Source organism: Rhizobium sp. R711 (assembly GCF_002211365.1).
GTDB lineage: Bacteria > Pseudomonadota > Alphaproteobacteria > Rhizobiales > Rhizobiaceae > Rhizobium.
On sequence record NZ_LOKZ01000003.1, the window covers coordinates 191,118 to 214,117 of the forward strand.

A 23,000-nucleotide genomic window follows, 5' to 3' on the forward strand; every position below is an offset into this window, starting at 1 on the left:
CTCAGCCTTTCGTAAGGGTAATGAAGTCCGTTCCTTCGCCGGTCTCGATTCCGAGGCCGGTGTCGGAGATTGTCAGTGTCGAGCCCGTGGTCAACATGGTGTCGATCTTGCGCCGTGTCTCCTCGGGAATATCGATACGGCTCAAGGCGTTGGCGATCGGTGTGCCTGATATGATCGAGCTTTCGAGGCTGCTGATGCCGAGCCGGGTCATGGTTGCGCGCGAGAGTGTGCTGGGGAGCGTTGCCCCCATCCAGTCCGCCGAGCCGGTTTCGAAATCGACGTTGTGGACAAAGAAGAAGTGCGTGCCGAGGGCAAGTCCAGGGTTCTCAATCGAGATCGGCGCCTCAAGAATCGGCTCAAAACCCTGGCGGATCAGGATAACGCCATTCGGTGGCGTTCCCTTGCCGGCCGCGGCATAGACTGCCCTGATGAGTGCGTCACTCGTTGGTGACTTTTCTGCCGCGGGCTCCACCGGATACCTCAGTTTGAAGTCGCTGATTGCCTGCAGCGTTGCCGACCCGAGGAAACCATCGGGTTCACCTGCGGCAAAGCCAAGCTCATTCAGGTAGGTCTGAAGGTCGATGACCTCCTCTCGGAGACTGCGGCGCGTTATGAGAATGCGGATCGGCGTGTCGTTTGTCGGCCCCGTTGCCGCCGGCGTATCAGGAGATGGTAGTGCGACTTCGTTCATGGCGACCTGAACGGGCGCTTGCCCGATTGCCGGCCTCAGCGAAGCGTCGGAAAGCAGTGCTGGAGGTTCCGGCACGTCCGGCCGGAAGAGCATCGGGTGATCGATCGGTTCGGGCGTGAGTTCGGCGTCGGTTATGACAACGGGAACGCCCATCGTCGTCATCTTGTAGAGCTGCTTGGCGAAGGCTGCCGGCATGCGGACGCAGCCGTGTGATGCAGGGTAGCGCGGTACGGAATTGGACTCGTGAAGCGCGATGCCGGACCAGGTCAGCCTCTGCATGAAGGGCATCGGCGCAGCCGAATAGATATTGGACTCGTGATATTTCTGCTTCTCGATGACCGAGAAGATGCCACTCGGCGTGCTATGGCCAGGTTTCCCCGTCGACACCTTCGAGGTCGCCACGACCTCGGTGCCATTATAGAGCGTAAGCGACTGCGCATCCTTCGATACGAAGATCTGCAGCGTGCGTGAATCCGCGGCAACCGCCGGGTACACGAGCGCGGTGGCCGACAGCAAGCCGAGGCCTAAAACGAGACGCGACAACATATGACTCAACCGATACGCAATACTTGAAGCACCAGCCTAGCCGCCGAAGCTTAAGGAAAACTTGAAATAACGGAGGTTGAAGCAGGCTCACATACTAGTGATCGCGCTTGCCGCCAAAGGTGTATCCGGTCTGGACGGTGCCTTTTCCGAACTTGTCGCGAAGCTTGTCCATTGCAGCTTCGGCGGCTGCCCTGCGGCCCGATTGTACGTCGATAAGGTCGGGCGGATCAGCGCGCGCGGGATCGCAAAGATCAGTCACGCCGATCCCGATCAGCCGAAACTTCGTACCGTCCGTCTCCTTCTCCAGGAGTTCCAGCCCCGTACGGAATATCCGGTCGGCAAGCTGGGTCGGGTCTTCGAGCTTGCGATTGCGGGTGCGCAACTTGAAGTCCGCCGTCTTCATTTTCAGAACTACCGTCCGACCAGCGATATCGTGCTTCTTCAGCCGCCAGGAAACTTTTTCCGAAAGGGTGCGGAGAATCGGAACGAGTTCGTCATAGCGGGAAATATCATCGAAGAAGGTCGTTTCGGACGAAACGCTTTTTGCTGCGTCGTTCAAATGGACCTCGCGGTCGTCGATGCCGCGCGCGAGGCGTGCAAGCCGCTGCCCCATGCTGCCGTATCGGCGCATGAGGTCGCTTTCCTCCATTGTCTGCAATTGGCCGATCGTTCGGATGCCGTCTGCCTCGAGCGTTGCAGCAAACGCCTTGCCGACACCCCAGATCGTCGTCACCGGTCGCGGCGCAAGGAAGGAAACGGCCTCCTCCCGACCGATGACAGAGAAGCCTCTCGGCTTCTGCAGGTCGGACGCGACCTTGGCGAGAAATTTGCAGTAGGAAAGGCCGACGGAGATGGTGATGCCGATCTCCTTCTCGATCCGCTGAACGAACTTGGCGAGCGTGCGCGCCGGCGGATCGTGATGCAGCCGCTCGGTTCCACCAAGCTCCAGGAACGCCTCGTCGATGGAAAGCGGCTGAACCAACGGCGTCAGCTCCTCCATCAACGTGCGGACCTCCCGTCCGACCTTGATGTATTTTTCCATGTCGGGCCTGATGACGACCGCCTGCGGGCAGGCCTCCAGAGCCTTGAACATCGGCATTGCCGAGCGAACGCCATGGATGCGCGCGATATAGCAAGCGGTCGAGACCACCCCACGCTTTCCGCCACCGATGATAACGGGCTTGTCGGCGAGTTCCGGATTGTCACGCTTCTCGATCGCTGCATAGAAGGCGTCACAATCGATGTGCGCCAGGGTCAGCTCGTAGAGCTCCTTATGCCGCACAACACGAGGACTTCCGCACGCAGCGCAACGGCGCGTTTCAGCTTTCTGCTCGGCAAGGCAGTCGCGACAGAAGCCGGGTGTCTTGGCGTAGGCAGGTGTCATGGCAAGAACAAAGATTGAACATTGCAACATTAGCCTCTAAGCTTTTGAGACTCAAGACAGGCTGGGAGGTTTGCATTGGATATCGATCTCCGTTTCGAGCCGGTGACCGCAGACCGCTGGAGTGACTTCGAGCGGCTTTTCGGTCCCCGAGGAGCCTTTTATGATTGCTGGTGTGTTGCGCTTCGCTTGCCTCATGCCGTCCGCACGAAGATGGAGCCGGATGAGCGAAAATCGCACATGCTCGGTCGGATCGCCGTTGGGCCGCCGCCTGGCATCCTGGCCTATGCCGCCGATGACGAGCCGGTCGCCTGGGTTCAGGTCGGGCCACGGTACGACGTGCCGCAATTCAATTCGCCGCGAACCGTGTCCCGGCCAGTGAAAGACGAGGATGCGCACGATCCGTCATTCTGGGCCGTGAGTTGTTTCTTCCTGACGTCTCGTTTGCGGGGGCAGGGGCTCAGCCATCGTCTGCTCGCGGGTGCGGTCGACCATGCGCGGCGCCACGGTGCCCGCTACATCGAGGGCTGTCCGATTGACCACGTCAAGCAATCGAAGTCGGTGACGCTCTGTACCGGATCGACCGCGATTTTCGATGCGGCTGGATTTGAAACCGTGGCAAAGAGAAAGGATGGTCGGCCGCTCATGCGGCTGGATTTGCGCTCGTAAGAACATCCGCCGCGAAATGTGCCCTTAGCAGCTCAGCGGCATGGTCCCAACCAGTAGCCGCGACGATGTTGCCAACTGGCGGTGGTGCGAATGGCTTGAAATCGGCATTGGCCATCATGCTCAGGAGCAGGCAGTCGGGCACATGATCGGCAACGGAAAGGAGATTGCGTTGCATATCATCGATGAAGGCGACCGGGAGGCTTCGGCGATCATGGAGCCTCGCAACGACCGGTCCTTTGGCCTCTTCCGTGGCGATCAGGTCGAAGGAGAGGTGAAGCTGGTTGAGAAATTCGCGCCGGATGCCATGGTGCCGAGGTGGCATCGCGGTCAGGAAGACGATGTCGGCGTCGGCCGAAAGCGACTGCAGTGTTTCGACGGCCTTTTCCGCTGGCTTCTGCCAGATGTGCTGGTTCGCGAAGAATATTTCCTCAAACGAATCGACCGCCGCTTTATCCAACTCGCTGCCATCGAGCAGAGAGACGATGTTGCCATAGAGGCGGAACGACCGTGGCAGGAGGTCATAGCTGTGCGAGCGCAGGAAAGCCGTAAACGGAGTGAGAAACTCGAGAACCACTTCATCGATGTCGCAGACGACCAAGGGCCGGTCGCGGAGGCGCACCTGGCTAACGTTGGTAGCAATATTCATGCTCAATATTCTCCCGACCCAAGTCCCGGTGGCGAAAAGTGCAGCCATGCCGCATTCAAAGCGTCGGGCGCGGTGCCGGTCGCCTGGCAAAAGGCCATCGCCGTCGGCTCATGCTGCATGATGAAATCCATCATGCCCGAAAGAAACCCGGGATCGTTGATCGCGTGGCGGACCTGTGTGGGCTCGACGCCGGTCAATGCAAGGAAGCGGCTGAACAAATCCGGTTCGTTGGCAAGCCAGGCAAGAACGGCGATCGCGGTCTGCTGCGGATCGGCTGCGAGTTGTTTCGAAGTCTTGAAGTTGCTTTGCATTTCTCTGGGTAAGTTACCTATTTTTCAACCAAATACCGATAGTGTGCAGCCATCGGTTCTATGGAACCATGCCATCGCAGAAGTCTTCTTCATGCGGGGAAGCGGTACCAGAACGGACGTAGGACGCGTGTCATGCCCAAGCAGGTGATGATTGTAGAAGATAACGAGCTCAACATGAAGCTCTTTCGCGACCTCATCGAGGCGTCTGGCTACACGACAATCCAGACCCGAAACGGCATGGAAGCGCTCGATCTCGCGCGTAAATACCGGCCCGATCTGATTCTGATGGACATTCAGCTCCCCGAAGTTTCTGGTCTCGAGGTCACCAAATGGCTGAAGGAAGACGATGACCTGCACGTCATTCCTGTTATCGCCGTTACGGCATTTGCCATGAAGGGGGACGAGGAACGCATCCGCCAGGGCGGTTGCGAGGCCTATGTCTCCAAACCCATTTCAGTTCCCAAATTCATTGAGACGATCAAGACCTATCTGGGCGATGCCTGACGCATCGGAAAGAAGCCTATGACTGCGCGCATTCTGGTGGTTGATGACATTCCGGCCAACGTCAAGTTGCTTGAGGCGCGGCTGGTGGCCGAGTATTTCGACGTATTGACCGCGAGCGACGGCTATCAAGCGCTGGCAACATGCGAGCGCAACCAGGTCGATCTTGTCCTTCTCGATATCATGATGCCGGGGATGGACGGTTTCGAGGTGTGCGAGCGCCTGAAGGCCAATCCCAAGACCTCGCACATACCCGTCGTCATGGTGACGGCGTTGGATCAGTCGTCCGACCGAGTCCGTGGCCTGAAGGCTGGCGCCGATGACTTTCTCACCAAGCCGGTCAATGACCTTCAGCTGATTTCGCGGGTTAAGAGCCTCTTGCGGCTGAAGACGCTCAGCGACGAATTGCGCATTCGCGCGGAAACCGCCCATACAATGGGGATCGATGAGCTTCTGCGCTCGAGCGAGGGCCGGGGCGACGAATCAGGCCAGGTGCTGCTGGTCGATGGGCGTGCCAGTTCCCAGGAACGCATCATCAAGGCGCTGAAACCCGTCGCCGATGTCTCCGCAATCTCCGATCCGCAGGCGGCTATCTTCGAGGCTTCGGAAAGTCCGTTTGAACTGGTCATCGTCAACGCCAATTTCGACGGCTACGATCCGCTGCGCCTGTGCTCACAGCTTCGTTCGCTGGAGCGCACGCGTTTTCTGCCGATCCTGATTATCACCGAGCAGGGCGACGATGACATGGTGATCCGGGCGCTCGAGCTCGGCGTCAACGACTATATCGTTCGGCCGGTTGATCCCAACGAACTTGTGGCACGTAGCCTCACCCAGATGCGCCGCAAGCGCTACAACGATCGCCTGCGCGCGAGTGTCAAGCAGACAATCGAGCTTGCCGTCACGGATCCGCTGACCGGGCTCAGCAACCGCCGCTACCTGGATAATCACCTGAGCACTCTGTTCAATCGCTCGATGGCGCGCGGGCGTCCGCTATCTGTGCTGATTACAGATATCGATCGGTTTAAGCAGGTCAACGACACCTATGGGCATGACGCCGGGGATGACGTACTGCGGGAGTTCGCGAACCGCATTCGCTCCACCGTCCGCGGCGCCGATCTTGCGTGCCGCTACGGCGGTGAGGAATTCGTGGTGGTGATGCCCGACACCTCGCCCGAGGTGGCCGCGACCGTCGCGGAGCGATTGCGTTCTGTGGTCGAAACGACACCGTTCCAGCTGAAGTCATCGGGGCAGGAGTTGAGCGTGACTGCCTCCTTCGGCATATCGTCGCGGATCTCATCGGTCATCACGCCGGGGCAGCTGATGAAGCAGGCGGATCTGGCACTCTACGAGGCAAAAACGGGCGGTCGAAATCGGGTTGTTGCCGCCGCCTGAGCGGGCCTTTTAGTCCGGTTTTCGCGTCATCCACAGCTATGCGGCGAGGTGCTGGAATCAAGTAGTTCGAGTAGAAAGCCGGCCAGTCGATTGCATTCCAGCTTGCTCGAAATCTATCGCTCTAAGCAATTGTCGGCGCAGGTGCGCGATAAATGTGATCATGCGTCAGGTTTAGCCGGCATTCGGCTATGTGCAGGTAATGTTCAAGTCCTGGTCTGTAGCGTCAGCAACTAACACTATTGGTCTATATTGTGGCGTTCCTTGCCAACTTTGGCGCTATTCTTGCTGTCAGGACCGAATCGAAGGTCTAGAAATTGTCCTAAAGCGGTACTTTTAACCATAGAATCAACCTCGGAAATCTAACCATTAAGAATTTGTTGATTTTCTTTCATTTTCGAGCAAATTATCGGACCATAAGAGATAAGCACTCCCTGTGAGGAGTCCGAGATACCCCATGATGCTCAGGTCCGCCGCATCTCCTGGGTCGTGGGGTCGGTCGGCTGGTTTGCAACATTAAGCGGTTCCTCGTGCCGCGTTGCTTGCCGGTCGACCCCCTTTCAAGAAAACGCCGTCCTTTCCGCATTTCCGGGAGGACGGCGATTCTGTTTTTGGGCATTGAAACCAGCGGTAAAGCCGGCAAACAAAAAGGCGCGCAGCCGGTGGGCGCGCGCCTTTTTGAAAAACATCAGATCAAGCGATTACTTGATCTTGGTTTCCTTAAACTCGACGTGCTTCTTAGCAATCGGGTCGTACTTGGTCTTCGTCATCTTGTCGGTCATCGTACGGCTGTTCTTCGTCGTGACGTAGAAGAAACCGGTGTCGGCCGTCGACAGCAGCTTGATCTTGATTGTGGTAGCCTTGGCCATGGTCGTCCTGCCTTTAATAAAATGAAAGCCGTGGCAGGCCGGATAGGCTCCACGGCAAATTCTGGCGCGAAACTACGAATCCCGCCCGAAAAGTCAAGCCCGCTTTCGGAGGAAAAGCAGCCTCACGGCGGAAAGCAGGGCATAAAGCCCGAAGAATCCCGCGATAGCCCAGGCAAAACCGTTATTGCCGGCAACGTCGATGGCTGCGCCGATCACCTGCGGCCCGGCCACCGTGCCAACGGCGTAACAGAATACAAAGGCCGCGTTGGCTGCCGCAAGATCGGAACCTGTCAGGCGTGAACCCAGGTGGCTGAGACCCACGGTATAGAGGCCTGCGACGCACCCGCCCCAGAAGAGCAGCACGGTGGCCATCAGGATCCAGCTGTGCACGAGGACGGGCAGCATCAGCGCGCCGATCAGGCCCATGAAGGCCATCGCGGCCAGCAGCGGGCGCTTGTCCCTCATGCGGTCCGAAAGCAGGCCGACCGGAATCTGGAAGATCACGTTGCCGATTCCCATAACCGTCAGCAGCAGGGCGGCCTGCGCTTCGGTAAAGGAGGCGCGCACGGCATAGATCGGGAACAGCGCGAGGCCGCCGGCCTCAACGGCACCGAAGATAAAGACAGCAGCGGTTGCGGTTGGCACGAGGAAGACATAGCGCATGAAATGCAACTCCGGCTTCTCTTCGAGAACCGGGCTTTCGTACCGCGCGATATAGATCGGAATGGCGGCCAATAGAACGGCGCCAGCGCCGACCGCAAAGGGCAGCACGCCATCACTGCCGAGAATCGAAAAGAGCAGTGGCCCGCCTGCGAACCCGAGCGACAGCACGGTCGCATAGATACCAAGGACGAACCCACGCTTCGACGGCGGCGAGGCGGCGTTGATCCAGAATTCCGACAGGATAAACAGCGTCGTTGTCGCGCCGTGAAAGGCGAAACGCAGCGGAAACCACATCCAGAAATCCTGGGCGTAGTAGAAGCCGAGTGCGCTGATCGCTGAAATCACGACAGCCCAGATCATGGTCGGGGCGACACCGTATTTGTGCGCGAGCTTCGTGGTGATGGGCGCAGCCGCCATCGCGGCAACACCGGCCATTGCCGTGTTTAGTCCAATAAGCGTTGAGGGAATGCCGCGTTTTTCGAGAATGATGCTGAGGAGCGGAAGTCCGAGACCGATTGCTATGCCGACGGCTGAGATGGACGAGACGGCTGCCACCAGCGAAGGCCAATGAATTTCTTCGACATCGCCTGGTGTGGTGCCGTTTCGCGGCTGAGACATATACGCATCCTTAGAGACCTGCTGCACAGAATCGCTCACCGCGAAGCACCATAGGAAGGCACAGTCATGCCAAATCCAAGTGACGGCTGTGCTTTACAAGATGAAATGCGCTGGCGGCAATAACCTGGATGATCTTGAATGGGTATCGTCAAAGAACCTTACCGAATAAGCATGAGATTTCGCCCCGCGGAGCCGCAGCACCGTTGGGCGTGCCACTACACGTCAATTGTGTCGTGAAGGTGAAGGGGCAGGGCGGGCACGCCTAGCGTTTGCGGCCCGGTATCTCGTAGGCGTCGTGATCGTCGGTGTGACCACCGAAGCCGTGCATCTTCAATGCCCATTGCAAGCCGATGACGCCGCCTTTGATCGGCTGGATGATCAGCAGCGTGGCAATCAGGGTGATGGGCGTCCAGATGGCGAATGTCAGCCAGAGTGGCATTGGCCAAACGAGGTCGGTTGCCATGTAGCCGCCGATGATGAGGTGGCCAATAACGACGATTGCGAGGTATGGCGGCAGGTCGTCCGAGCGATGGTGGTACATTGCTTCGCCGCAAGCAGCACAATTGTCCACCGGCTTCAGGAAGCTCTTGAACAGCTTGCCACTGCCGCATGCGGGGCAGGTGTTCAGCATGCCACGCTTGATAGAACGGCCGAGCGGGCGTTCCACCTCCTCGCTTCCTCCATAACGGATTGCCTGGTCGGTCGAGGTGGTCGTCATCGTTCGTTTCCTTTCGCGGCGTCCCTACACGCCTATCGCCGCCCTCTTGGCGGCCTTGTTCCGGCCTGCTTGCGCGCCCGGCTGGCGTCGCGCCGGCCCGCCTTATGGAACGAACGTACAGCGGTGGGCATTTTTCGCCCCTCGCTGATCATCTCGAAGCGCAACGCACCGGCAAGCGGAATGGCTTCTGCAAGCTTGACCGTGACACCGTCGCCGAGGCGATATCCGAGCCCGGTTTTTTCGCCAGACAGCGCCTGGTGCGCCTCATCATAGATGAAGTAGTCCGTTCCGAGCGTAGATATAGGAACGAAGCCGTCTGCTCCATAGTCCGGGAGAGTGACAAATAGTCCCGATTTCGTCACACCTGATACGCGTCCTTCGAATTCCTCGCCGACGCGGCCGGCAAGATGATGCGCAATCAGGCGGTCCACCGTTTCGCGCTCGGCGGCCATCGCACGCCGCTCGAACGTCGAGATCTCGGCGGCAATGTCGTCGAGCGCGGCTTCTTCATCGGGCGTGATCCCGCCCTCACCAAAGCCGAGCGAGCCAACCAGCGCACGGTGCACGATCAGGTCCGCATAGCGCCGGATAGGCGAGGTGAAGTGCGCGTACTTCATCAGGTTCAGGCCAAAATGCCCAATATTCTCCGGGCTGTAGATTGCCTGGCTCTGGGAGCGCAGCACCATCTCGTTGACCATCGTTTGATGCGGAGTGTCGTCCGCCTTGGCGAGGATCATGTTGAAATTGTTGGCGCGCATGTTGCCGCCCTTGGCGAGCGAAATGCCAAGCGTCGCCAGGAACTCGCGCAGCACCTCCTGTTTCGCCAGTGTCGGCCCGTCATGGATGCGGTAGATCAGGACCTGCCGCTTCTTGTCCAGCGTCTCGGCAGCCGCGACGTTGGCCTGGATCATCATTTCCTCGATGAGCTTGTGCGCATCGAGGCGCGGCGGCACGAAGACGCGATCTACTGTGCCGTCAGGCTTCAGCAGGATCTTGCGTTCCGGCATGTCAAGCTCAAGTGGCTGCCTGCGCTCGCGGCCGCGGGTCATGATCCTGTAGGCATTCCAGAGCGGCTTCAGGATAGGCTCCAGAAGCGGGCCGGTCTTGTCGTCCGGCTTGCCGTCGATCGCCGCCTGCGCCTGTTGATAGGAGAGCTTTGCGGCGCTCTTCATCATGACGCGGTGGAACGTATGGCCGATTTTTCGGCCTTCCTTCGAAAACACCATGCGAACGGCAAGCGCCGGGCGATCCTGACCTTCTCTCAACGAGCAGAGATCGTTCGAGATCCGTTCCGGCAACATCGGCACGACCCGGTCGGGGAAATAGACCGAGTTGCCGCGCTTCAGCGCTTCGCGGTCGAGAGGCGAATTCGGCCGCACGTAATAGCAGACGTCGGCGATGGCGACGGTAACGATGACCCCATCCGGATTGTCGGGCGAGGGGTCCGCCTCCGCATAAACGGCGTCGTCATGGTCCTTCGCATCCGCCGGATCGATGGTGATCAGCGGGACATCGCGCCAGTCCTCGCGATGCGACATCGTCGCGGGCTTGGCATCGTCGGCTTCGGCGACGACGGCAGGCGGGAATATGTAGGGAATGCCGTGCGCATGGATGGCGATCATCGAGATCGCCTTCTCCGATGCAACGGAACCGATGATCGACAGCACCTTCGCCCGTGGCAGGCCGAAGCGGCCGAGGCGGGCGACTTCGACTTCGACAAGATCGCCGTCCTTGGCTTCGCCCTTGTAGTCAGGGTCGATCACCATTTCCTCGCCACGCCGGTCGATCGGAAGCAGACGACCGGCTCCGCCTGGCGCATCCTTGAACACGCCGAGCAGCGCACCGCGGCGCTTGTCCAAAATCTTGATGATGCGCGCCGTGTAGGCCGGCCCGCCGCGATCGGCGGCCGGAAAGATCTTCGCCAGGATCCGATCACCCATGCCGGCAACCGGGGCCTTGCCCTTGCCGTTGCGCCCAGCCGGAGACGTCGATTGGCGGATGGCGACGGCGGGTGCAACGCCCTGATCATCAGGCCACTCCGCCGGACGACCGATCAGTTCGCCGTCCTTGTCGCGCGTCGTGATGTCGAGCACCGTGACCGGCGGCAGTGCGCCCGGCCGGATCAGCGACTTGCGCGTCTTCTGAAGCATTCCTTCTTGCTCCAGTTCGCGCAGGAGGTGCTTCAACTCGACGCGGCTTTCTCCTTTCAGGCCGAAGGCCTTTGCTAGTTCGCGCTTCGACGCCTTCTGCGGATGGTCGGCGATGAATCGCAAAATCACTTCGCGGGAGGGCAGCGTACCGTGAGCGATATTCAGCGGTTCGGCTGCGGGTTGCTGGCTGGCGCGTCCGATCTTGCCGGGACGCTTGCCCACGCCCTTCATTCTTTCCCGCGGGATTTTGCTCACTCTTTGCTCTTTTTCGTCTTTGCCGGCGCCTTGGCCTTCGCCGTCTTAGGCTTGGCGGCGGTCTTGGTCGTCTTGGTTTCAGCTGCGGCAGCCTTCGCCTTCGGTTTTGCCTTGCTCTTCGAAGCCGGCGCCTTGCCCGCCTTGGCGGCGATCAGCGCCAGCGCTTCCTCGACGGTCAGGGCCTGCGGATCAGTGCCCTTCGGCAGCGTCGCGTTGACCTTGCCCCAGTTCACATAGGGACCGTACTTGCCGTCGCGGACGGTGATAGCGCCGCCGTCGGGATGCTCGCCGAGCTCCTTCAGCGCCGCTGCTGCCGTTCGCCCGCGCCCGCCAGGTGCCTTGTTCGCCTTCTCGGCGATCACCGTCACAGCGCGGTTGAGGCCGATCGAGAAGACGTCTTCGACGCTTTCAAGGTTGGCGTAACCGCCATCGTGCAGCAGGAACGGTCCGTAGCGACCGATGCCGGAGGAAATCATCTTGCCGGTCTCCGGGTGCTTGCCGATATCGCGCGGCAGCGAAATCAGCGCCATCGCCTTTTCATAATCGATGTCCTCGGGCTTCCAGCCCTTCGGCAATGACGCGCGCTTTGCTTCTTTGCCATCTCCACGCTGAATATAGGGACCGAAACGTCCCGAACGCAGCGTGAGTTCTTCGCCGGTCACCGGATCGGTACCGAGGTTCTTTGGCTCGTTCAGCGCAACGCCTTCGGCTTCCGAACCGCCTTCGGAAGAAAGCTGGCGGGTATAGTTACATTCCGGATAGTTCGAGCAGCCGACGAAGGCGCCGTATTTTCCGAGTTTCAGCGAAAGGTTGCCCGTCCCGCAGACCTGACAGATCCGCGGATCGCCGCCATCTTCCCGCTTCGGGAAAACGAGCGGCGCCAGTGCCTCGTTGAGCGAATCGAGGACGTTGGTGACGCGAAGCTCCTTCGTATCCTCGATCTGGGAGAAGAAGTCCTTCCAGAAATCGCGCAGAACCTGCTTCCAGTTCAACTCGCCGGCCGAGATCCGGTCTAGCTTCTCTTCAAGATCGGCAGTGAAATCGTACTCGACGTACTTGGTGAAGAAGCTTTCGAGGAAGGCCGTCACCAGCCGGCCCTTGGCCTGCGGGATGAGCTTGCGCTTGTCGATGGTGACATATTCGCGATCGCGCAGGGTTGCCAGCGTCGCAGCGTAAGTTGACGGACGGCCGATGCCGAGCTCTTCCATCTTCTTGATCAGCGATGCTTCCGAATAGCGCGGCGGCGGTTCGGTGAAGTGCTGGGTCGAATTGATCTTCTGCTTGGCGAGGTTTTCGCGAGCGTTGATCTCGGGCAGACGACCATCCTCCTCACCGTCATCACTCTGTTCGCCATCTTCCTTCTGGTCGGTATAGGCGGCGATGAAGCCGTCGAAACGGATCACCGAACCGACAGCGCGCAGACCGGCTTTCTCACCTTCGTTGTCGGCGGTGATTTCAGCCGTCGTGCGTTCGATCTCAGCCGAGGCCATCTGGCTCGCGATGCCGCGCTTCCAGACTAGGTCGTAAAGCTTCAGCTGGTCGGCATCGAGGAACTGCCGGACTTGGTCCGGCGAGCGATTGAAATCGGTCGGGCGGATCGCCTCGTGCGCTTCCTGTGCATTCTTGGCCTTGGTCGAATAGAAGCGAGCCTTCTCCGGCATGTAGCGCTGGCCGAATTGATCGACGATGGCCTTGCGTGCCGCATCGATGGCTTCCGGCGCCATCTGAACGCCGTCCGTACGCATGTAGGTGATCAGACCAACCGTCTCGCCGCCGATATCGACGCCCTCATAGAGCTTCTGGGCGATCTGCATGGTGCGCGACGCCGAAAAGCCAAGCTTCGAGGAGGCGGCCTGCTGCAGCGTAGAGGTTGTGAAGGGTGGTCCCGGGTTGCGCTTGACCGGCTTTGCCTCGACTGTGTCGACGACATAGGTTGCGCCTTCCAGAAGCGCTTTGAACTTACCGGCTTCTTCGCCATTTGCGATCGTGCGAGGCTGCAACCGCTTGCCATTCGCTGCAACCAGTTTTGCTTCGAATTCGTCGCCCCGCGGCGTCTTCAAGAGAGCCGAAAGGTTCCAGTATTCCTCGGAGAGGAAGCGCTCGATTTCGGATTCGCGATCGCAAACCAAGCGCAACGCTACTGACTGGACGCGACCAGCCGAACGCGCGCCGGGCAGCTTGCGCCACAGAACCGGCGACAGGTTGAAGCCGACGAGATAGTCGAGTGCACGGCGGGCGAGATACGCATCAACCAGCGGCACGTCGATGTCGCGTGGCTCGGCCATGGCATCGAGGACGGCCTTCTTCGTGATCGCGTTGAAAACGACCCGCTTCACCGTCTTGCCGTTCAAGACGCGCTTTTTGTTCAGCATGTCGAGGACGTGCCACGAAATCGCTTCACCCTCGCGATCCGGGTCGGTCGCGAGAAACAGGCCGTCGGACGACTTCACCGCATCGGCGATGTCCTTCAGACGCTTGGCCGACGCACCGTCGACCTCCCACAGCATCTCGAAATCCTGATCAGGAAGAACCGAGCCGTCCTTGGCAGGCAGATCGCGGACATGGCCGAAAGAGGCGAGCACCTTGTATCCGGAGCCCAGATACTTGTTGATCGTCTTTGCCTTGGCAGGCGATTCTACCACTACAACATTCATCATGATTCTCTAAAAAAACGTGCCAGGCCGGTGGATAAGCAGATGGAATCCCAGCCGTGCCAAGATAACCGGTCCTTCGACATGGACAGGGAAATCGTTTCGGTCAAGTGGTTTGATTTCATTTTTACGCAATACAACGCTATGCAACCAATGCGAGATAGTTAACGTGTTGCAATTTCTGATAATTGAGGTATCGTTTTTGAAGTGTGGTTCAGGCTCGCCGAAAGGCAGCGCTTCTCTTTCCTCAGAGACTATCCCATGGCGGCCAAGTTCGCAAAGAAAGATACCGGACGATCCGGCTCGCATGAGAACATCACCTTTATTAGGCAGATGCTTGCTGAGTTGCGGCGGGTGGCGGAAAAAGAGAACGCCGATATGCTGTGCTACCTGATCGAGATGGCCTATGTCGAGGCTGGCGATCTGCAGGCCCGGATGTAGGATCTCAATCGCCCATCGCAAGAGAGACAAAGCCGCCGGGATGGCGATGAAGCCTTCCGGCAATATCCAGCTCCAGCAGCACAAGATAAACCGAAGCCGCCGGCAGGCCGGTATGGCGGATGACGTCGTCGATCTCGACCGGCGTCGGGCCGAGCGCATCGACGATAAGCGAGCGATCGGATTCGTCAGGCGGAAGCATCGAAGGGCCACTCTCGCGGTCCGGCTCCGAACGTCATTTCGTTGATGGCAACCCTGTTGCCATTCCAGATGGCGTCAAGCAGACCGGCATTCTCAGGTGGGTAGGGCTGGTCGAGACCTCCCGCCATGGCGGCCACCGTTCCGGTATCGAGGCTTGCGCGATGCGCGGCCGTGTCGATGCCGCGCGCAAGGCCGGAGACGACGGCATAGCTTGCCTTGCCGCATTGATGCGCAATCGTGGCGGCAAACTTGGCGCCACTGATGGAGGCGTTGCGGGAGCCGACAATGCCGACCGCCGGCTGCGAGGAGACAGAAAGATTGCCTTGACGGCGAGCAAAGGCGGAGCACCGTCGACCTGCTTCAAGGCCTGCGGGTATTCCGGCTCGCCGATACCGACGAACCGGGCGCCAAAGCGCCGCGCGGCCTCCAGCTCCTTGTGCGCCTCCGTCTCCGTTGCTATCCGGATGGAGCGCGTCGCCTCGCCACGCGCGGAAAGTTCGGGCAGGGCGGCAAGCGCCGTCTCGGCAGATCCAAAGTGATTGATGAGGTCGCGAAAAGTCGCCGGCCCGACATTGTCGGAGCGGATGAGACGCAGCCACGCGATGCGTTGGCGTTCCGTCAGCGCAACTCCCTTTGGCCTTGCGCTGCAAGCGTCCATCCTATCCCTTCGCTCCGATCTTGCTTTCCGTCCCGCTCATCAGGCGGGAGATGTTGGCCTTGTGCTTCCAGTAGGAGATGACGGTCATGATCGCCATGACAGCTGCAACCTTCTCGGCGCCCAGTATCCACAATGCAACCGGAATGACAAGCATTGCAACCAATGCGGCAAGTGAGGAGTACCGGGTCGTAAAGGCGACCGCCAGCCAGACCACAGCGAAAACCACGACCATGATCGGCGCAACGCCAAGCAGCGTTCCGATATAGGTGGCGACACCCTTGCCGCCCTTGAAGCCGATCCAGACCGGGAAGAGGTGGCCGATGAAGGCGAAGAAGCCCGCAATCAGCGCCGCTTCGTTGCCCAGGAAATAGCCGACGATCCAGGCCGCGGCCGATGCCTTCAGCGCATCGAGCAGAAGCGTTGCGGCAGCAAGCTTCTTGTTGCCGGTTCTCAGCACGTTGGTCGCGCCGATATTGCCGGATCCGATACTGCGCACATCGCCGAGCCCGGCGGCCTTCGTCAGGATCAGGCCGAACGGGATAGAGCCGAGCAGGTAGCCGATGGTGGCAGCCGCCAGCGCGATCGGCAGCGTGATCTGCCACGTCATGAGATCCGAGACCATGTTCCCTCCGGTGGTCTTTTTATATGCTGTGTACGCACTGTCCGGCGACGTAGGTCGCAACAGCGCGTCCGCTGAAGCGCGCGTCTTCGAACGGCGTGTTCTTCGAACGGGAAAGAAGCATGTCCTTCGAGACAAGCCAAGGGTCATCGAGATCGATCAGCGTGATATCTGCCTTGGCGCCCGGCTTCAGCGTGCCGGCCTCGAGGCCGAAGATCTGCGCCGGCCGCGTCGACATGGCATCGATCAGCCGCATCAGGCTGACCTGGCCGCTGTGATGCAGGCGCAGCGCCGCTGCGAGCATCGTTTCGAGGCCAACCGCGCCATCGGCCGCTTCACCGAAGGGCAGGCGTTTCGTGTCGACGTCTTGCGGGTCGTGCGAGGAGACGATGATATCGATCGCACCGCGCGCCAGCGCATCCACCATGGCCACGCGATCGTCTTCCGAGCGCAGCGGCGGATAGAGCTTGAAGAAGGTGCGGTATTCGCCGATGTCGTTTTCGTTGAGCGAGAGATTGTTGATCGAGATGCCGCAGGTCACGGTGGCCCCACGACTGCGGGCGAGTTCGATCGCTTCGACCGACTCCGGCACGGAGATCATCGCGGCGTGGTAGTTGCCGCGCGTCAGCTTGGCGATACGCAGGTCGCGTTCGAGCGGGATGAGCTCGGCTTCCTTCGGAATGCCACCGAGACCGAGCCAGCTCGCAAACAGTCCCTCATGCATGACGCCGGTGGCGCCGAGATATTTGTCTCGGGTCTCACAGGAAATAACGGCCCCGAACTCGCGCGCATAGGTCATCACACGGCGGAGGACCTGCGTGTCATGGACGCTCGAACGGCCGTCGGTAAACGCGACGGCGCCGGCTTCCATCAGCAGGCCAATCTCGGTCATTTCCTCGCCGGCAAGATGCTTGGTGATCGCCGCTGCCGGATAGACGTTGATGAGCGCCTTGTCCTTCGCCGTCTTCTTGACGAACTCGACCAGTGCGATGTCGTCAATGACAGGATCGGTGTCGGGCATCATGATGATCGAAGTCACGCCGCCGGCTGCGGCCGCACGGCTCGCCGACGCGATCGTTTCGCGATGTTCGGCTCCGGGTTCCCCGATATGAACGCGGGCATCGACGAGGCCCGGTGTGGCGACGAGGCCGGTGCAATCGCGTACTTGGGCGCCAGCAGGCGCTCCCTGGTTCTGCGCATCGGCGCCAGCTGCGACGATCACGCCATCCTTGACTATGATGGCGCCGACTTCGTCGAGATCGCGCGAAGGGTCGACGATGCGAACGTTCTTGAGGACGATCGAGTTGCTCATGCGCCGGCTCCTTCCGTGCGGGGACCCTGGTTCTGCGAGACCAGCAGCGCCTCCATCACGGCCATGCGCACGGCGACCCCCATTTCCACCTGTTCCGCAATCACGCTCTGCGGTCCATCAGCGACCTCGGAGGAGATCTCGACGCCGCGGTTCATCGGGCCGGGATGCATGACGAGTGCATCTTCCTTCGCCGCCTTCAGGGTCTCCGCGTCGAGCCCATAGAAGTGATAGTATTCACGCACCGACGGCACGAAGGCGCCGGACATGCGCTCGCGCTGCAGGCGCAGCATCATCACCACGTCGGCGTCCTTCAGCCCTTCCTTCATGGAATGGAAGACCTCGACGCCCATGTCGGCGATGCCGGCAGGCAGGAGCGTCGCCGGCGCGACGACGCGTACGCGTGCGCCCATCGCGTTCAGCAACAGGATGTTCGAGCGCGCCACGCGCGAATGCAGAACGTCACCGCAGATCGCGACGATGATCCGCGACAGCTTGCCCTTGGCGCGGCGGATTGTCAGCGCGTCGAGCAGCGCCTGAGTCGGATGCTCATGCTGGCCGTCGCCGGCGTTGACCACCGAGCAGGACACCTTCTGTGCGAGGAGCGCGGCGGCACCGGCACTGGAATGGCGGATAACGAGCACATCAGGCCGCATCGCGTTCAGCGTCATTGCTGTATCAATCAGCGTCTCGCCCTTCTTCACCGAAGAATTGCCGACCGACATGTTCATCACGTCGGCGCCGAGGCGCTTTCCGGCGAGCTCGAAAGAAGATTGCGTGCGCGTCGAGGCTTCGAAAAACAGGTTGATCTGCGTGAGGCCTCGCAGCGTCGAGGTTTTCTTCTCTCTCTGCCGGCTGATCTTCACGGCCTCGTCGGCCTTGTCGAGGAGAAAGGTGATATCCTGCTCTGTGAGCCCTTTGATACCGATGAGGTGGCGGTGGGGAAAGAAGACCATGAACCTGCCTCTTGCTGTCGTCTGCGGGGTCTATAAAGAGTGAGCCGGGCGGCGGCAAGCTTGCGCTGTGGGCAAAGACCCGTCTCCCCCTGCAATTTTACCCGAATTCAACTATTGCAGAGGTAGGGAAATTATAACTTCCGGTTTCCCTTTGCCTGCCTCTTGCACTAGAAGCGATTCATGACGCCCGCCGAAGAGAAACTTGCCGAACTCAACCAGCCGAGCCTGTGGTCCGGCATCAATGCCTACAGGTCCGATCCGCTGATCGTCGACCTGACTGGCACGCTGCCGCGCGGGATCCGCGACGATCTCGACAATATGGGCCGGTACGTGACCTCGCCGGAGGCGCAGGAGCTGGCACGCATGGCGAATCAGGGCACGCCGCAGCTGCGCACGCACGGTCCGCGCGGCGAGCGGCTCGATGTCGTCGAGTTCCATCCCGCCTGGCACGCACTGATGCGTCGTTCGATGTCATCGGGGCTGCATTCGTCGGTCTGGGATCCGCAGGCCGATACCGAGGCGAAAAATCAGGCCCACAAGGTCCGGGCGGCTCGCTTCTACCTGACGGCGCAACTCGAATGCGGCCACCTTTGCCCGCTGACGATGACGAGTGCCTCGGTGGCAGCGCTCTCCGCTTCGCCTGCCGTGCAGAAGGACTGGGCGCCGAAAATCCTGTCGCGCAAATACGATTCCACCAACAAGCCGGCCATGCAGAAGTCCGCCGTGACGATCGGCATGGGCATGACCGAGAAGCAGGGCGGCACGGACGTTCGCGCCAACAAGACGACGGCCGAAAAGGTCAGCGAAGGCATCTATCGCCTGTCCGGTCACAAGTGGTTCATGTCGGCGCCGATGAGCGATGCCTTCGTGATGCTGGCACAAACGAAGGATGGGATGGGTTGCTTCCTCGTTCCACGGCTCCTGGAAGATGGTTCGGCAAACGGCCTGCACTTCCAGCGCCTGAAGGACAAGGTCGGCAACCGCTCCAATGCCTCGTCCGAAGTCGAGTTCAACGATACCTTCGGCTTCCTGCTCGGCACGCCGGATGGCGGTATCCGCACGATTCTCGACATGGTGACATTGACGCGCCTCGACTGCGCGCTGGCCTCCTCCGGCATCATACGTGCCTCGCTCGCTGAGGCCGTACATCATACCCGCGGACGCAGCGTCTTCGGCAAGATGTTGGTGAGCCAGCCGATCATGACGCGTGTCTTGGCCGATATGGCGCTCGATGTGGCGGCCGCGACAGCGCTGTCCTTCCGCCTTGCCGATGCGTTCGACCGGGCGCGCGGCAGTGCCGAAGAGGCGGCCTACGCCCGCGTCATGACGCCGGTTGCAAAATACTGGTGCTGCAAGATCGCGCCGTCACTGATCTACGAGGCGATGGAGTGCATCGGCGGCAGTGGCTACATCGAGGAACGTCCGATCGCCCGCCACTACCGCGAAGCGCCTGTTAACGCGATCTGGGAAGGCTCGGGCAACGTCATGGCGCTCGATGTGCTGCGCATCCTCGATCGCGGCAAGGACCTCTTCGAGACGGTGTTTGCCGGGCTCGCGCGTGATCTCGGGCCTGCAGGCAAGAAGACAATCGACGTGCTGCGCGCCGCCATGGCGCTTTGCGAGCGGGACGAAGGTGCTGCGCGTCTGCTGGTCGAACAACTGGCACTCGCCGCCGGTGCCGCCGAACTCTATCGCCTGGGCGCAGGGCGGATCGCCGACGCCTTCATCGAGACCCGTCTGGCGGGCGGCTGGCGTTCCACCTATGGCATGCTGGATTCGCGCTTCGACGCCAGCTACATCGTCGATCTGCTCTATCCGCCAGCAAGCTGATGACTGTACTGCGCCCCGTCCATGCCGATGATCTCGAACAGATCTATCGAATCTCGCGGGTGACGGGCGATGCTGGCCGCGATGCGTCCGAGCTGCATCGCGACGGCAAGCTGATCGGCCATGTCTACTCAGCGCCTTACGTCTCGCTCTGTCCCGAAACGGCTTTCGTGGCAGAAGATTCGCAAGGCGTTGCCGGCTACATTGTCGGCGCCTTCGACACGGCCGCGTTCGAGGAGCGCCTCGAACGCGAGTGGTGGCCTTCGCTTCGTAAGATCTATACCAACCCGCAGGGAGATCCTTCCAGTTGGAACGCGGATGAGAAGTACGCCGCGTCAATCCATCACCCGTCTTACGTACCTGCCGCGATCGTCGAAACCTTTCCCGCCCATATTCACATGAACCTTCTGCCGCGCCTTCAAGGGCAGGGGGTGGGCACCGCGCTTCTTGACAGATGGTTGAAGAATGCCCGAGAGGCTGGCGTTACAGCAGTCCATCTCGGCGCCAGCCCCGATAACCATGGCGCACTGCGCTTCTGGGGTTCCCGTGGGTTTGTCCGCCTCGAACCTCCCTTGGTGGATGCTTCCGATCCGACTGCGTGGTTTGGGCAGAAGCTCTAGCTGCAATCAAGTCACCAAACGGTGACGCGCCCTTGCTATCGGCGCCTTTGGCAGGCTGTCCACAATCTTTCAAAGGCTTGTCCGTTGCCGGTGGTGGGTGAGGTTGCTACTCACCGCAAAGTGACAATTCGGACCGAATCCCAATGCTCAATGATCCCATGGTGCTAGCGCCCGTTGCCGACGCAATCCGTGTCGAGCCGGAAAAGCGTATCCGAGACCGAAGCGCGACCGAGAAGGCAATCCTGAAGGCGGCCAAGTCGCTGCTAGCGGAGGAGGGGTTCCAGAATTTCGGGATCAATGCGGTTGCCCGCCGCGCCGGATGCGACAAACAGCTGATCTACCGCTACTACGGCGGCTTGAACGGTCTAGTGGAGGCGATCGGTGCCGATCTCGGCAATTGGGTTAAGGACCGCATTCCCGAGGACACCGGCGGCATGTTCCTCCTGACCTACGGCGATCTGATGGAGCGGCTATCGCTGCTTTTCCTCGAGGCGTTGCGGGATGATCCGCTTGTTCGTCGCATTGTTGCCTGGGAGGTCTCCGAAAACACCGAGCAGGTCCGGCGACTTTCCGAGGCGCGGTCGAAGGCCTTGGCAAACTGGCTCGACCGCATGCGCGGCTCGCTGACGCCGCCGAAGGGCGTTGACGTCGTGGCCGTCAATGCGATTCTGATCGCAGCCATCCAGCATCTCGTTCTTTCCGCATCCGCCGGCGGCCAGTGCGCCGGACTGGCGCTGAAAACGTCGAAGGATTGGGAGAAGGCGGCAACCGCCTTGAAACGTATCGTTCGCGGCGTCTACGGCTGAAACAGAGACGGTCTTTCCACAGGTGTCCAGGCACGCGTTAACCTTAATAAATGGTTTACGTTGCGCCTTCACGGTTAAGAAGTCAGGTTGTCGGGCAGTCCAAAATGTTGGGTGTCTGGAACCATGGGAACCAAAATCGCGAAAGCCGCGTTTCTTGTTGCCGCGATGATGTTTTTCGCTGTGCTTGCGCTGGATATCGCTGTGCCGGCGCTGGTTCTGGGTTCGATGGCGTTGTCAATATGGCTGGTTTCTTACGAGGGACTATCCACTCGAGGAGAACGAGAGACGACCGCATGAAGTGGTTTCTGATCTTCTGGGCCGGTCCCATTGTCTTCTTGGCAGGATGGTACTGGCTTTCCTATTACGACATGAACTTCGGCATCTTCATGCTGAGCAGGCAGGTTCATGACCTGACGTTCCAGATTTATGGAAAGATCCTTGGCATTCCGCCGGAAACCATTCCGCCACTGGTTGCCCGCGCGATTGCCGTCGATAGCCTCGTCGTTTTCGCAATCATAGGGTTTCGCCGACGCAAGGCAATTCACGCCTGGTGGCGTGCGCGTCACGCATCCAGGTCGTCCGATGCCGCTCTGCCGAGCAAGGAAAGTCTATCCAGCGCTCCCTGAAGAATGAAGCTTGCCGCGGCCGAGTCGATCCGCTCGGCACGCTGCCTACGCGACACATCCATTTCCAGCAGCGCGCGCTCGGCGGCGACCGTCGACAGTCGTTCATCCCAGTAGACGAAGGGCAGATCAGTCTTCTGCTCCATGTTGCGCACGAAGGCGCGTGTTGCCTGGACACGCGGTCCGGCCGATCCGTCCATATTCATCGGCAGGCCAATAACGAAGGCCGCGACCTTTTCCCTTGCGGCGAACTCCAGCAGCGTTACCGCATCGATCGCGAATTTCTCGCGCTTGATGACCGGCCGTGGCGTCGAAAAGCGCCGTCCGAGGTCAGACATCGAAAGTCCGATCGTTTTCGTGCCGAGATCGAGACCCGCGATCGCCTGTCCCGGCTGTAGCACCGTCGCCAGTTCCTCGATCGTCAGCACCGTCATCGTCGTTTCATCCCGTCAAAAGAAATTGAAGCAGCGCCGCTTTTCTTTGTGGCCGCATCGGATATGTCCATAACCAGCAAAGCAGGCTTTTGCATCCCATAATAAAAGGAGGTGGCATGAAAGAGGCCGCGCCCGCTGAGAGAACGGATCACTGAGATGCAGGTGATGATCGAGGGACAGTCACACTTCCAGCCTTTCGGCTTACCTTATTGGGGTTTCGCAGATCTCAACAAGGGAGTTGGAAGCATGACTGCCTCCTATGATTACCATATCGGCGTCGATTACCACAAATCTTACAGCCACCTGGTGGTACAGGACAGCGGTGGCAAGACCCTGCGCTCCGGTCGGGTGAAGAACGACCGCCAGTCGCTTGGCGGCTTTCTCGAGCGCTACCGCGAGAACAGCCACGCGGTGGTCGAGGCGACGCGCAACTGGATGGTGATGTACGACT

22 protein-coding genes and 2 pseudogenes are annotated in these 23,000 nt (G+C 60.1%); 10 read left to right on the forward strand and 14 right to left on the reverse strand.

The features are described 5' to 3' along the window. Position 1: 1 nt before the first annotated feature. Together ATY80_RS07680 and ATY80_RS07685 are read right to left on the reverse strand one after the other, a co-directional pair. Complete coding sequence (locus ATY80_RS07680) at positions 2-1,237, reverse strand: L,D-transpeptidase family protein (protein WP_088691845.1); 1,236 nt, start codon at positions 1,235-1,237, stop codon at positions 2-4. Positions 1,238-1,331: 94 nt separating this feature from the next. After that, the gene (locus tag ATY80_RS07685; RefSeq protein ID WP_088691846.1) at positions 1,332-2,651 is read right to left on the reverse strand and encodes a DNA polymerase IV; all 1,320 of its coding nucleotides are present in this window, start codon (positions 2,649-2,651) and stop codon (positions 1,332-1,334) included. Positions 2,652-2,696: 45 nt separating this feature from the next. Here ATY80_RS07685 and ATY80_RS07690 point away from each other — a divergent pair, with 45 nt between their 5' ends. Then, on the forward strand, positions 2,697-3,287 hold the full coding sequence (locus ATY80_RS07690; protein WP_088691847.1) for a GNAT family N-acetyltransferase: 591 nt from the start codon (positions 2,697-2,699) through the stop codon (positions 3,285-3,287). Here the strand turns inward: ATY80_RS07690 and ATY80_RS07695 are convergent. Together ATY80_RS07695 and ATY80_RS07700 are read right to left on the reverse strand one after the other, a co-directional pair. Then, entirely contained in the window at positions 3,262-3,933 is a 672-nt protein-coding gene (locus ATY80_RS07695; protein WP_088691848.1) for a hypothetical protein, read from the reverse strand. The two genes, ATY80_RS07690 and ATY80_RS07695, sit on opposite strands and share 26 nt — an antisense overlap. 2 nt (positions 3,934-3,935) lie before the next feature. After that, on the reverse strand, positions 3,936-4,244 hold the full coding sequence (locus tag ATY80_RS07700) for a DUF3572 domain-containing protein (RefSeq protein WP_088691849.1): 309 nt from the start codon (positions 4,242-4,244) through the stop codon (positions 3,936-3,938). A 132-nt stretch (positions 4,245-4,376) separates the two neighbouring features. On the opposite strand from ATY80_RS07700, the gene ATY80_RS07705 reads away from it, so the two are divergent. Both ATY80_RS07705 and ATY80_RS07710 read left to right on the forward strand, forming a co-directional pair. Beyond that, complete coding sequence (locus ATY80_RS07705; protein WP_007531841.1) at positions 4,377-4,748, forward strand: response regulator; 372 nt, start codon at positions 4,377-4,379, stop codon at positions 4,746-4,748. Positions 4,749-4,766: 18 nt separating this feature from the next. After that, on the forward strand, positions 4,767-6,137 hold the full coding sequence (locus ATY80_RS07710) for a PleD family two-component system response regulator (protein WP_088691850.1): 1,371 nt from the start codon (positions 4,767-4,769) through the stop codon (positions 6,135-6,137). A gap of 698 nt (positions 6,138-6,835) precedes the next feature. Here ATY80_RS07710 and rpmG read toward each other — a convergent pair. The 5 genes from rpmG to topA form a co-directional block, all read right to left on the reverse strand. Then, the gene (rpmG, locus tag ATY80_RS07715; protein ID WP_003587245.1) at positions 6,836-7,003 is read right to left on the reverse strand and encodes a 50S ribosomal protein L33; all 168 of its coding nucleotides are present in this window, start codon (positions 7,001-7,003) and stop codon (positions 6,836-6,838) included. Positions 7,004-7,096: 93 nt separating this feature from the next. Beyond that, the gene (locus ATY80_RS07720) at positions 7,097-8,284 is read right to left on the reverse strand and encodes an MFS transporter (RefSeq protein ID WP_088691851.1); all 1,188 of its coding nucleotides are present in this window, start codon (positions 8,282-8,284) and stop codon (positions 7,097-7,099) included. Positions 8,285-8,546: 262 nt separating this feature from the next. Next, complete coding sequence (locus ATY80_RS07725) at positions 8,547-9,002, reverse strand: DUF983 domain-containing protein (protein ID WP_088691852.1); 456 nt, start codon at positions 9,000-9,002, stop codon at positions 8,547-8,549. Between the two features lie 32 nt (positions 9,003-9,034). Continuing rightward, positions 9,035-11,407: a ribonuclease R gene (rnr, locus tag ATY80_RS07730; RefSeq protein ID WP_088691853.1), complete on the reverse strand. Its 2,373-nt coding sequence runs from the start codon at positions 11,405-11,407 to the stop codon at positions 9,035-9,037. Continuing rightward, positions 11,404-14,061 carry a type I DNA topoisomerase gene (topA, locus tag ATY80_RS07735; protein ID WP_088691854.1) on the reverse strand — a complete coding sequence of 886 codons (2,658 nt, stop codon included), beginning with the start codon at positions 14,059-14,061 and terminating at the stop codon, positions 11,404-11,406. Before topA ends, rnr begins: the two co-directional genes overlap by 4 nt. Before the next feature lie 258 nt (positions 14,062-14,319). Here topA and ATY80_RS07740 point away from each other — a divergent pair, with 258 nt between their 5' ends. After that, positions 14,320-14,499, forward strand: a complete 180-nt coding sequence (locus ATY80_RS07740; protein ID WP_088691855.1) for a hypothetical protein — start codon at positions 14,320-14,322, stop codon at positions 14,497-14,499. Between the two features lie 4 nt (positions 14,500-14,503). Here ATY80_RS07740 and ATY80_RS07745 read toward each other — a convergent pair. The 4 genes and pseudogenes from ATY80_RS07745 to ATY80_RS07760 all read right to left on the reverse strand — a co-directional run bounded on the left by ATY80_RS07745 (position 14,504) and on the right by ATY80_RS07760 (position 18,239). Then, positions 14,504-15,355, reverse strand: a pseudogene (locus ATY80_RS07745) (DNA-processing protein DprA). 1 nt (position 15,356) lies between these two features. Beyond that, positions 15,357-15,977 carry a glycerol-3-phosphate 1-O-acyltransferase PlsY gene (gene plsY / locus ATY80_RS07750; RefSeq protein ID WP_088691856.1) on the reverse strand — a complete coding sequence of 207 codons (621 nt, stop codon included), beginning with the start codon at positions 15,975-15,977 and terminating at the stop codon, positions 15,357-15,359. Between the two features lie 19 nt (positions 15,978-15,996). Further along, positions 15,997-17,286 (reverse strand): dihydroorotase, encoded by a 1,290-nt coding sequence (locus ATY80_RS07755; RefSeq protein ID WP_088691857.1) that lies wholly within the window; start codon positions 17,284-17,286, stop codon positions 15,997-15,999. Beyond that, positions 17,283-18,239 (reverse strand): aspartate carbamoyltransferase catalytic subunit, encoded by a 957-nt coding sequence (locus ATY80_RS07760; RefSeq protein WP_088691858.1) that lies wholly within the window; start codon positions 18,237-18,239, stop codon positions 17,283-17,285. Before ATY80_RS07760 ends, ATY80_RS07755 begins: the two co-directional genes overlap by 4 nt. A gap of 180 nt (positions 18,240-18,419) precedes the next feature. On the opposite strand from ATY80_RS07760, the gene ATY80_RS07765 reads away from it, so the two are divergent. The 5 genes from ATY80_RS07765 (at position 18,420) to ATY80_RS07780 (ending at position 22,118) form a co-directional block, all read left to right on the forward strand. After that, positions 18,420-20,069 carry an acyl-CoA dehydrogenase family protein gene (locus tag ATY80_RS07765; protein WP_088691859.1) on the forward strand — a complete coding sequence of 550 codons (1,650 nt, stop codon included), beginning with the start codon at positions 18,420-18,422 and terminating at the stop codon, positions 20,067-20,069. Further along, a complete protein-coding gene (locus ATY80_RS07770; RefSeq protein ID WP_088691860.1) occupies positions 20,069-20,686 on the forward strand; it encodes a GNAT family N-acetyltransferase in 618 nt (205 codons plus the stop codon). The genes ATY80_RS07765 and ATY80_RS07770 overlap by 1 nt, the downstream gene beginning before the upstream one ends. 143 nt (positions 20,687-20,829) lie before the next feature. Continuing rightward, positions 20,830-21,492, forward strand: a complete 663-nt coding sequence (locus tag ATY80_RS07775) for a TetR/AcrR family transcriptional regulator (RefSeq protein ID WP_088691861.1) — start codon at positions 20,830-20,832, stop codon at positions 21,490-21,492. A gap of 123 nt (positions 21,493-21,615) precedes the next feature. Then, the gene (locus tag ATY80_RS28875) at positions 21,616-21,789 is read left to right on the forward strand and encodes a hypothetical protein (RefSeq protein ID WP_189637102.1); all 174 of its coding nucleotides are present in this window, start codon (positions 21,616-21,618) and stop codon (positions 21,787-21,789) included. Further along, on the forward strand, positions 21,786-22,118 hold the full coding sequence (locus ATY80_RS07780; RefSeq protein ID WP_088691862.1) for a DUF6105 family protein: 333 nt from the start codon (positions 21,786-21,788) through the stop codon (positions 22,116-22,118). Before ATY80_RS28875 ends, ATY80_RS07780 begins: the two co-directional genes overlap by 4 nt. Here ATY80_RS07780 and ruvX read toward each other — a convergent pair. Beyond that, positions 22,055-22,549 (reverse strand): Holliday junction resolvase RuvX, encoded by a 495-nt coding sequence (gene ruvX, locus ATY80_RS07785; RefSeq protein WP_088691863.1) that lies wholly within the window; start codon positions 22,547-22,549, stop codon positions 22,055-22,057. The two genes, ATY80_RS07780 and ruvX, sit on opposite strands and share 64 nt — an antisense overlap. 156 nt (positions 22,550-22,705) lie before the next feature. On the opposite strand from ruvX, the pseudogene ATY80_RS07790 reads away from it, so the two are divergent. Next, positions 22,706-23,000: pseudogene (locus ATY80_RS07790) on the forward strand (IS110 family transposase); the annotation flags it as partial.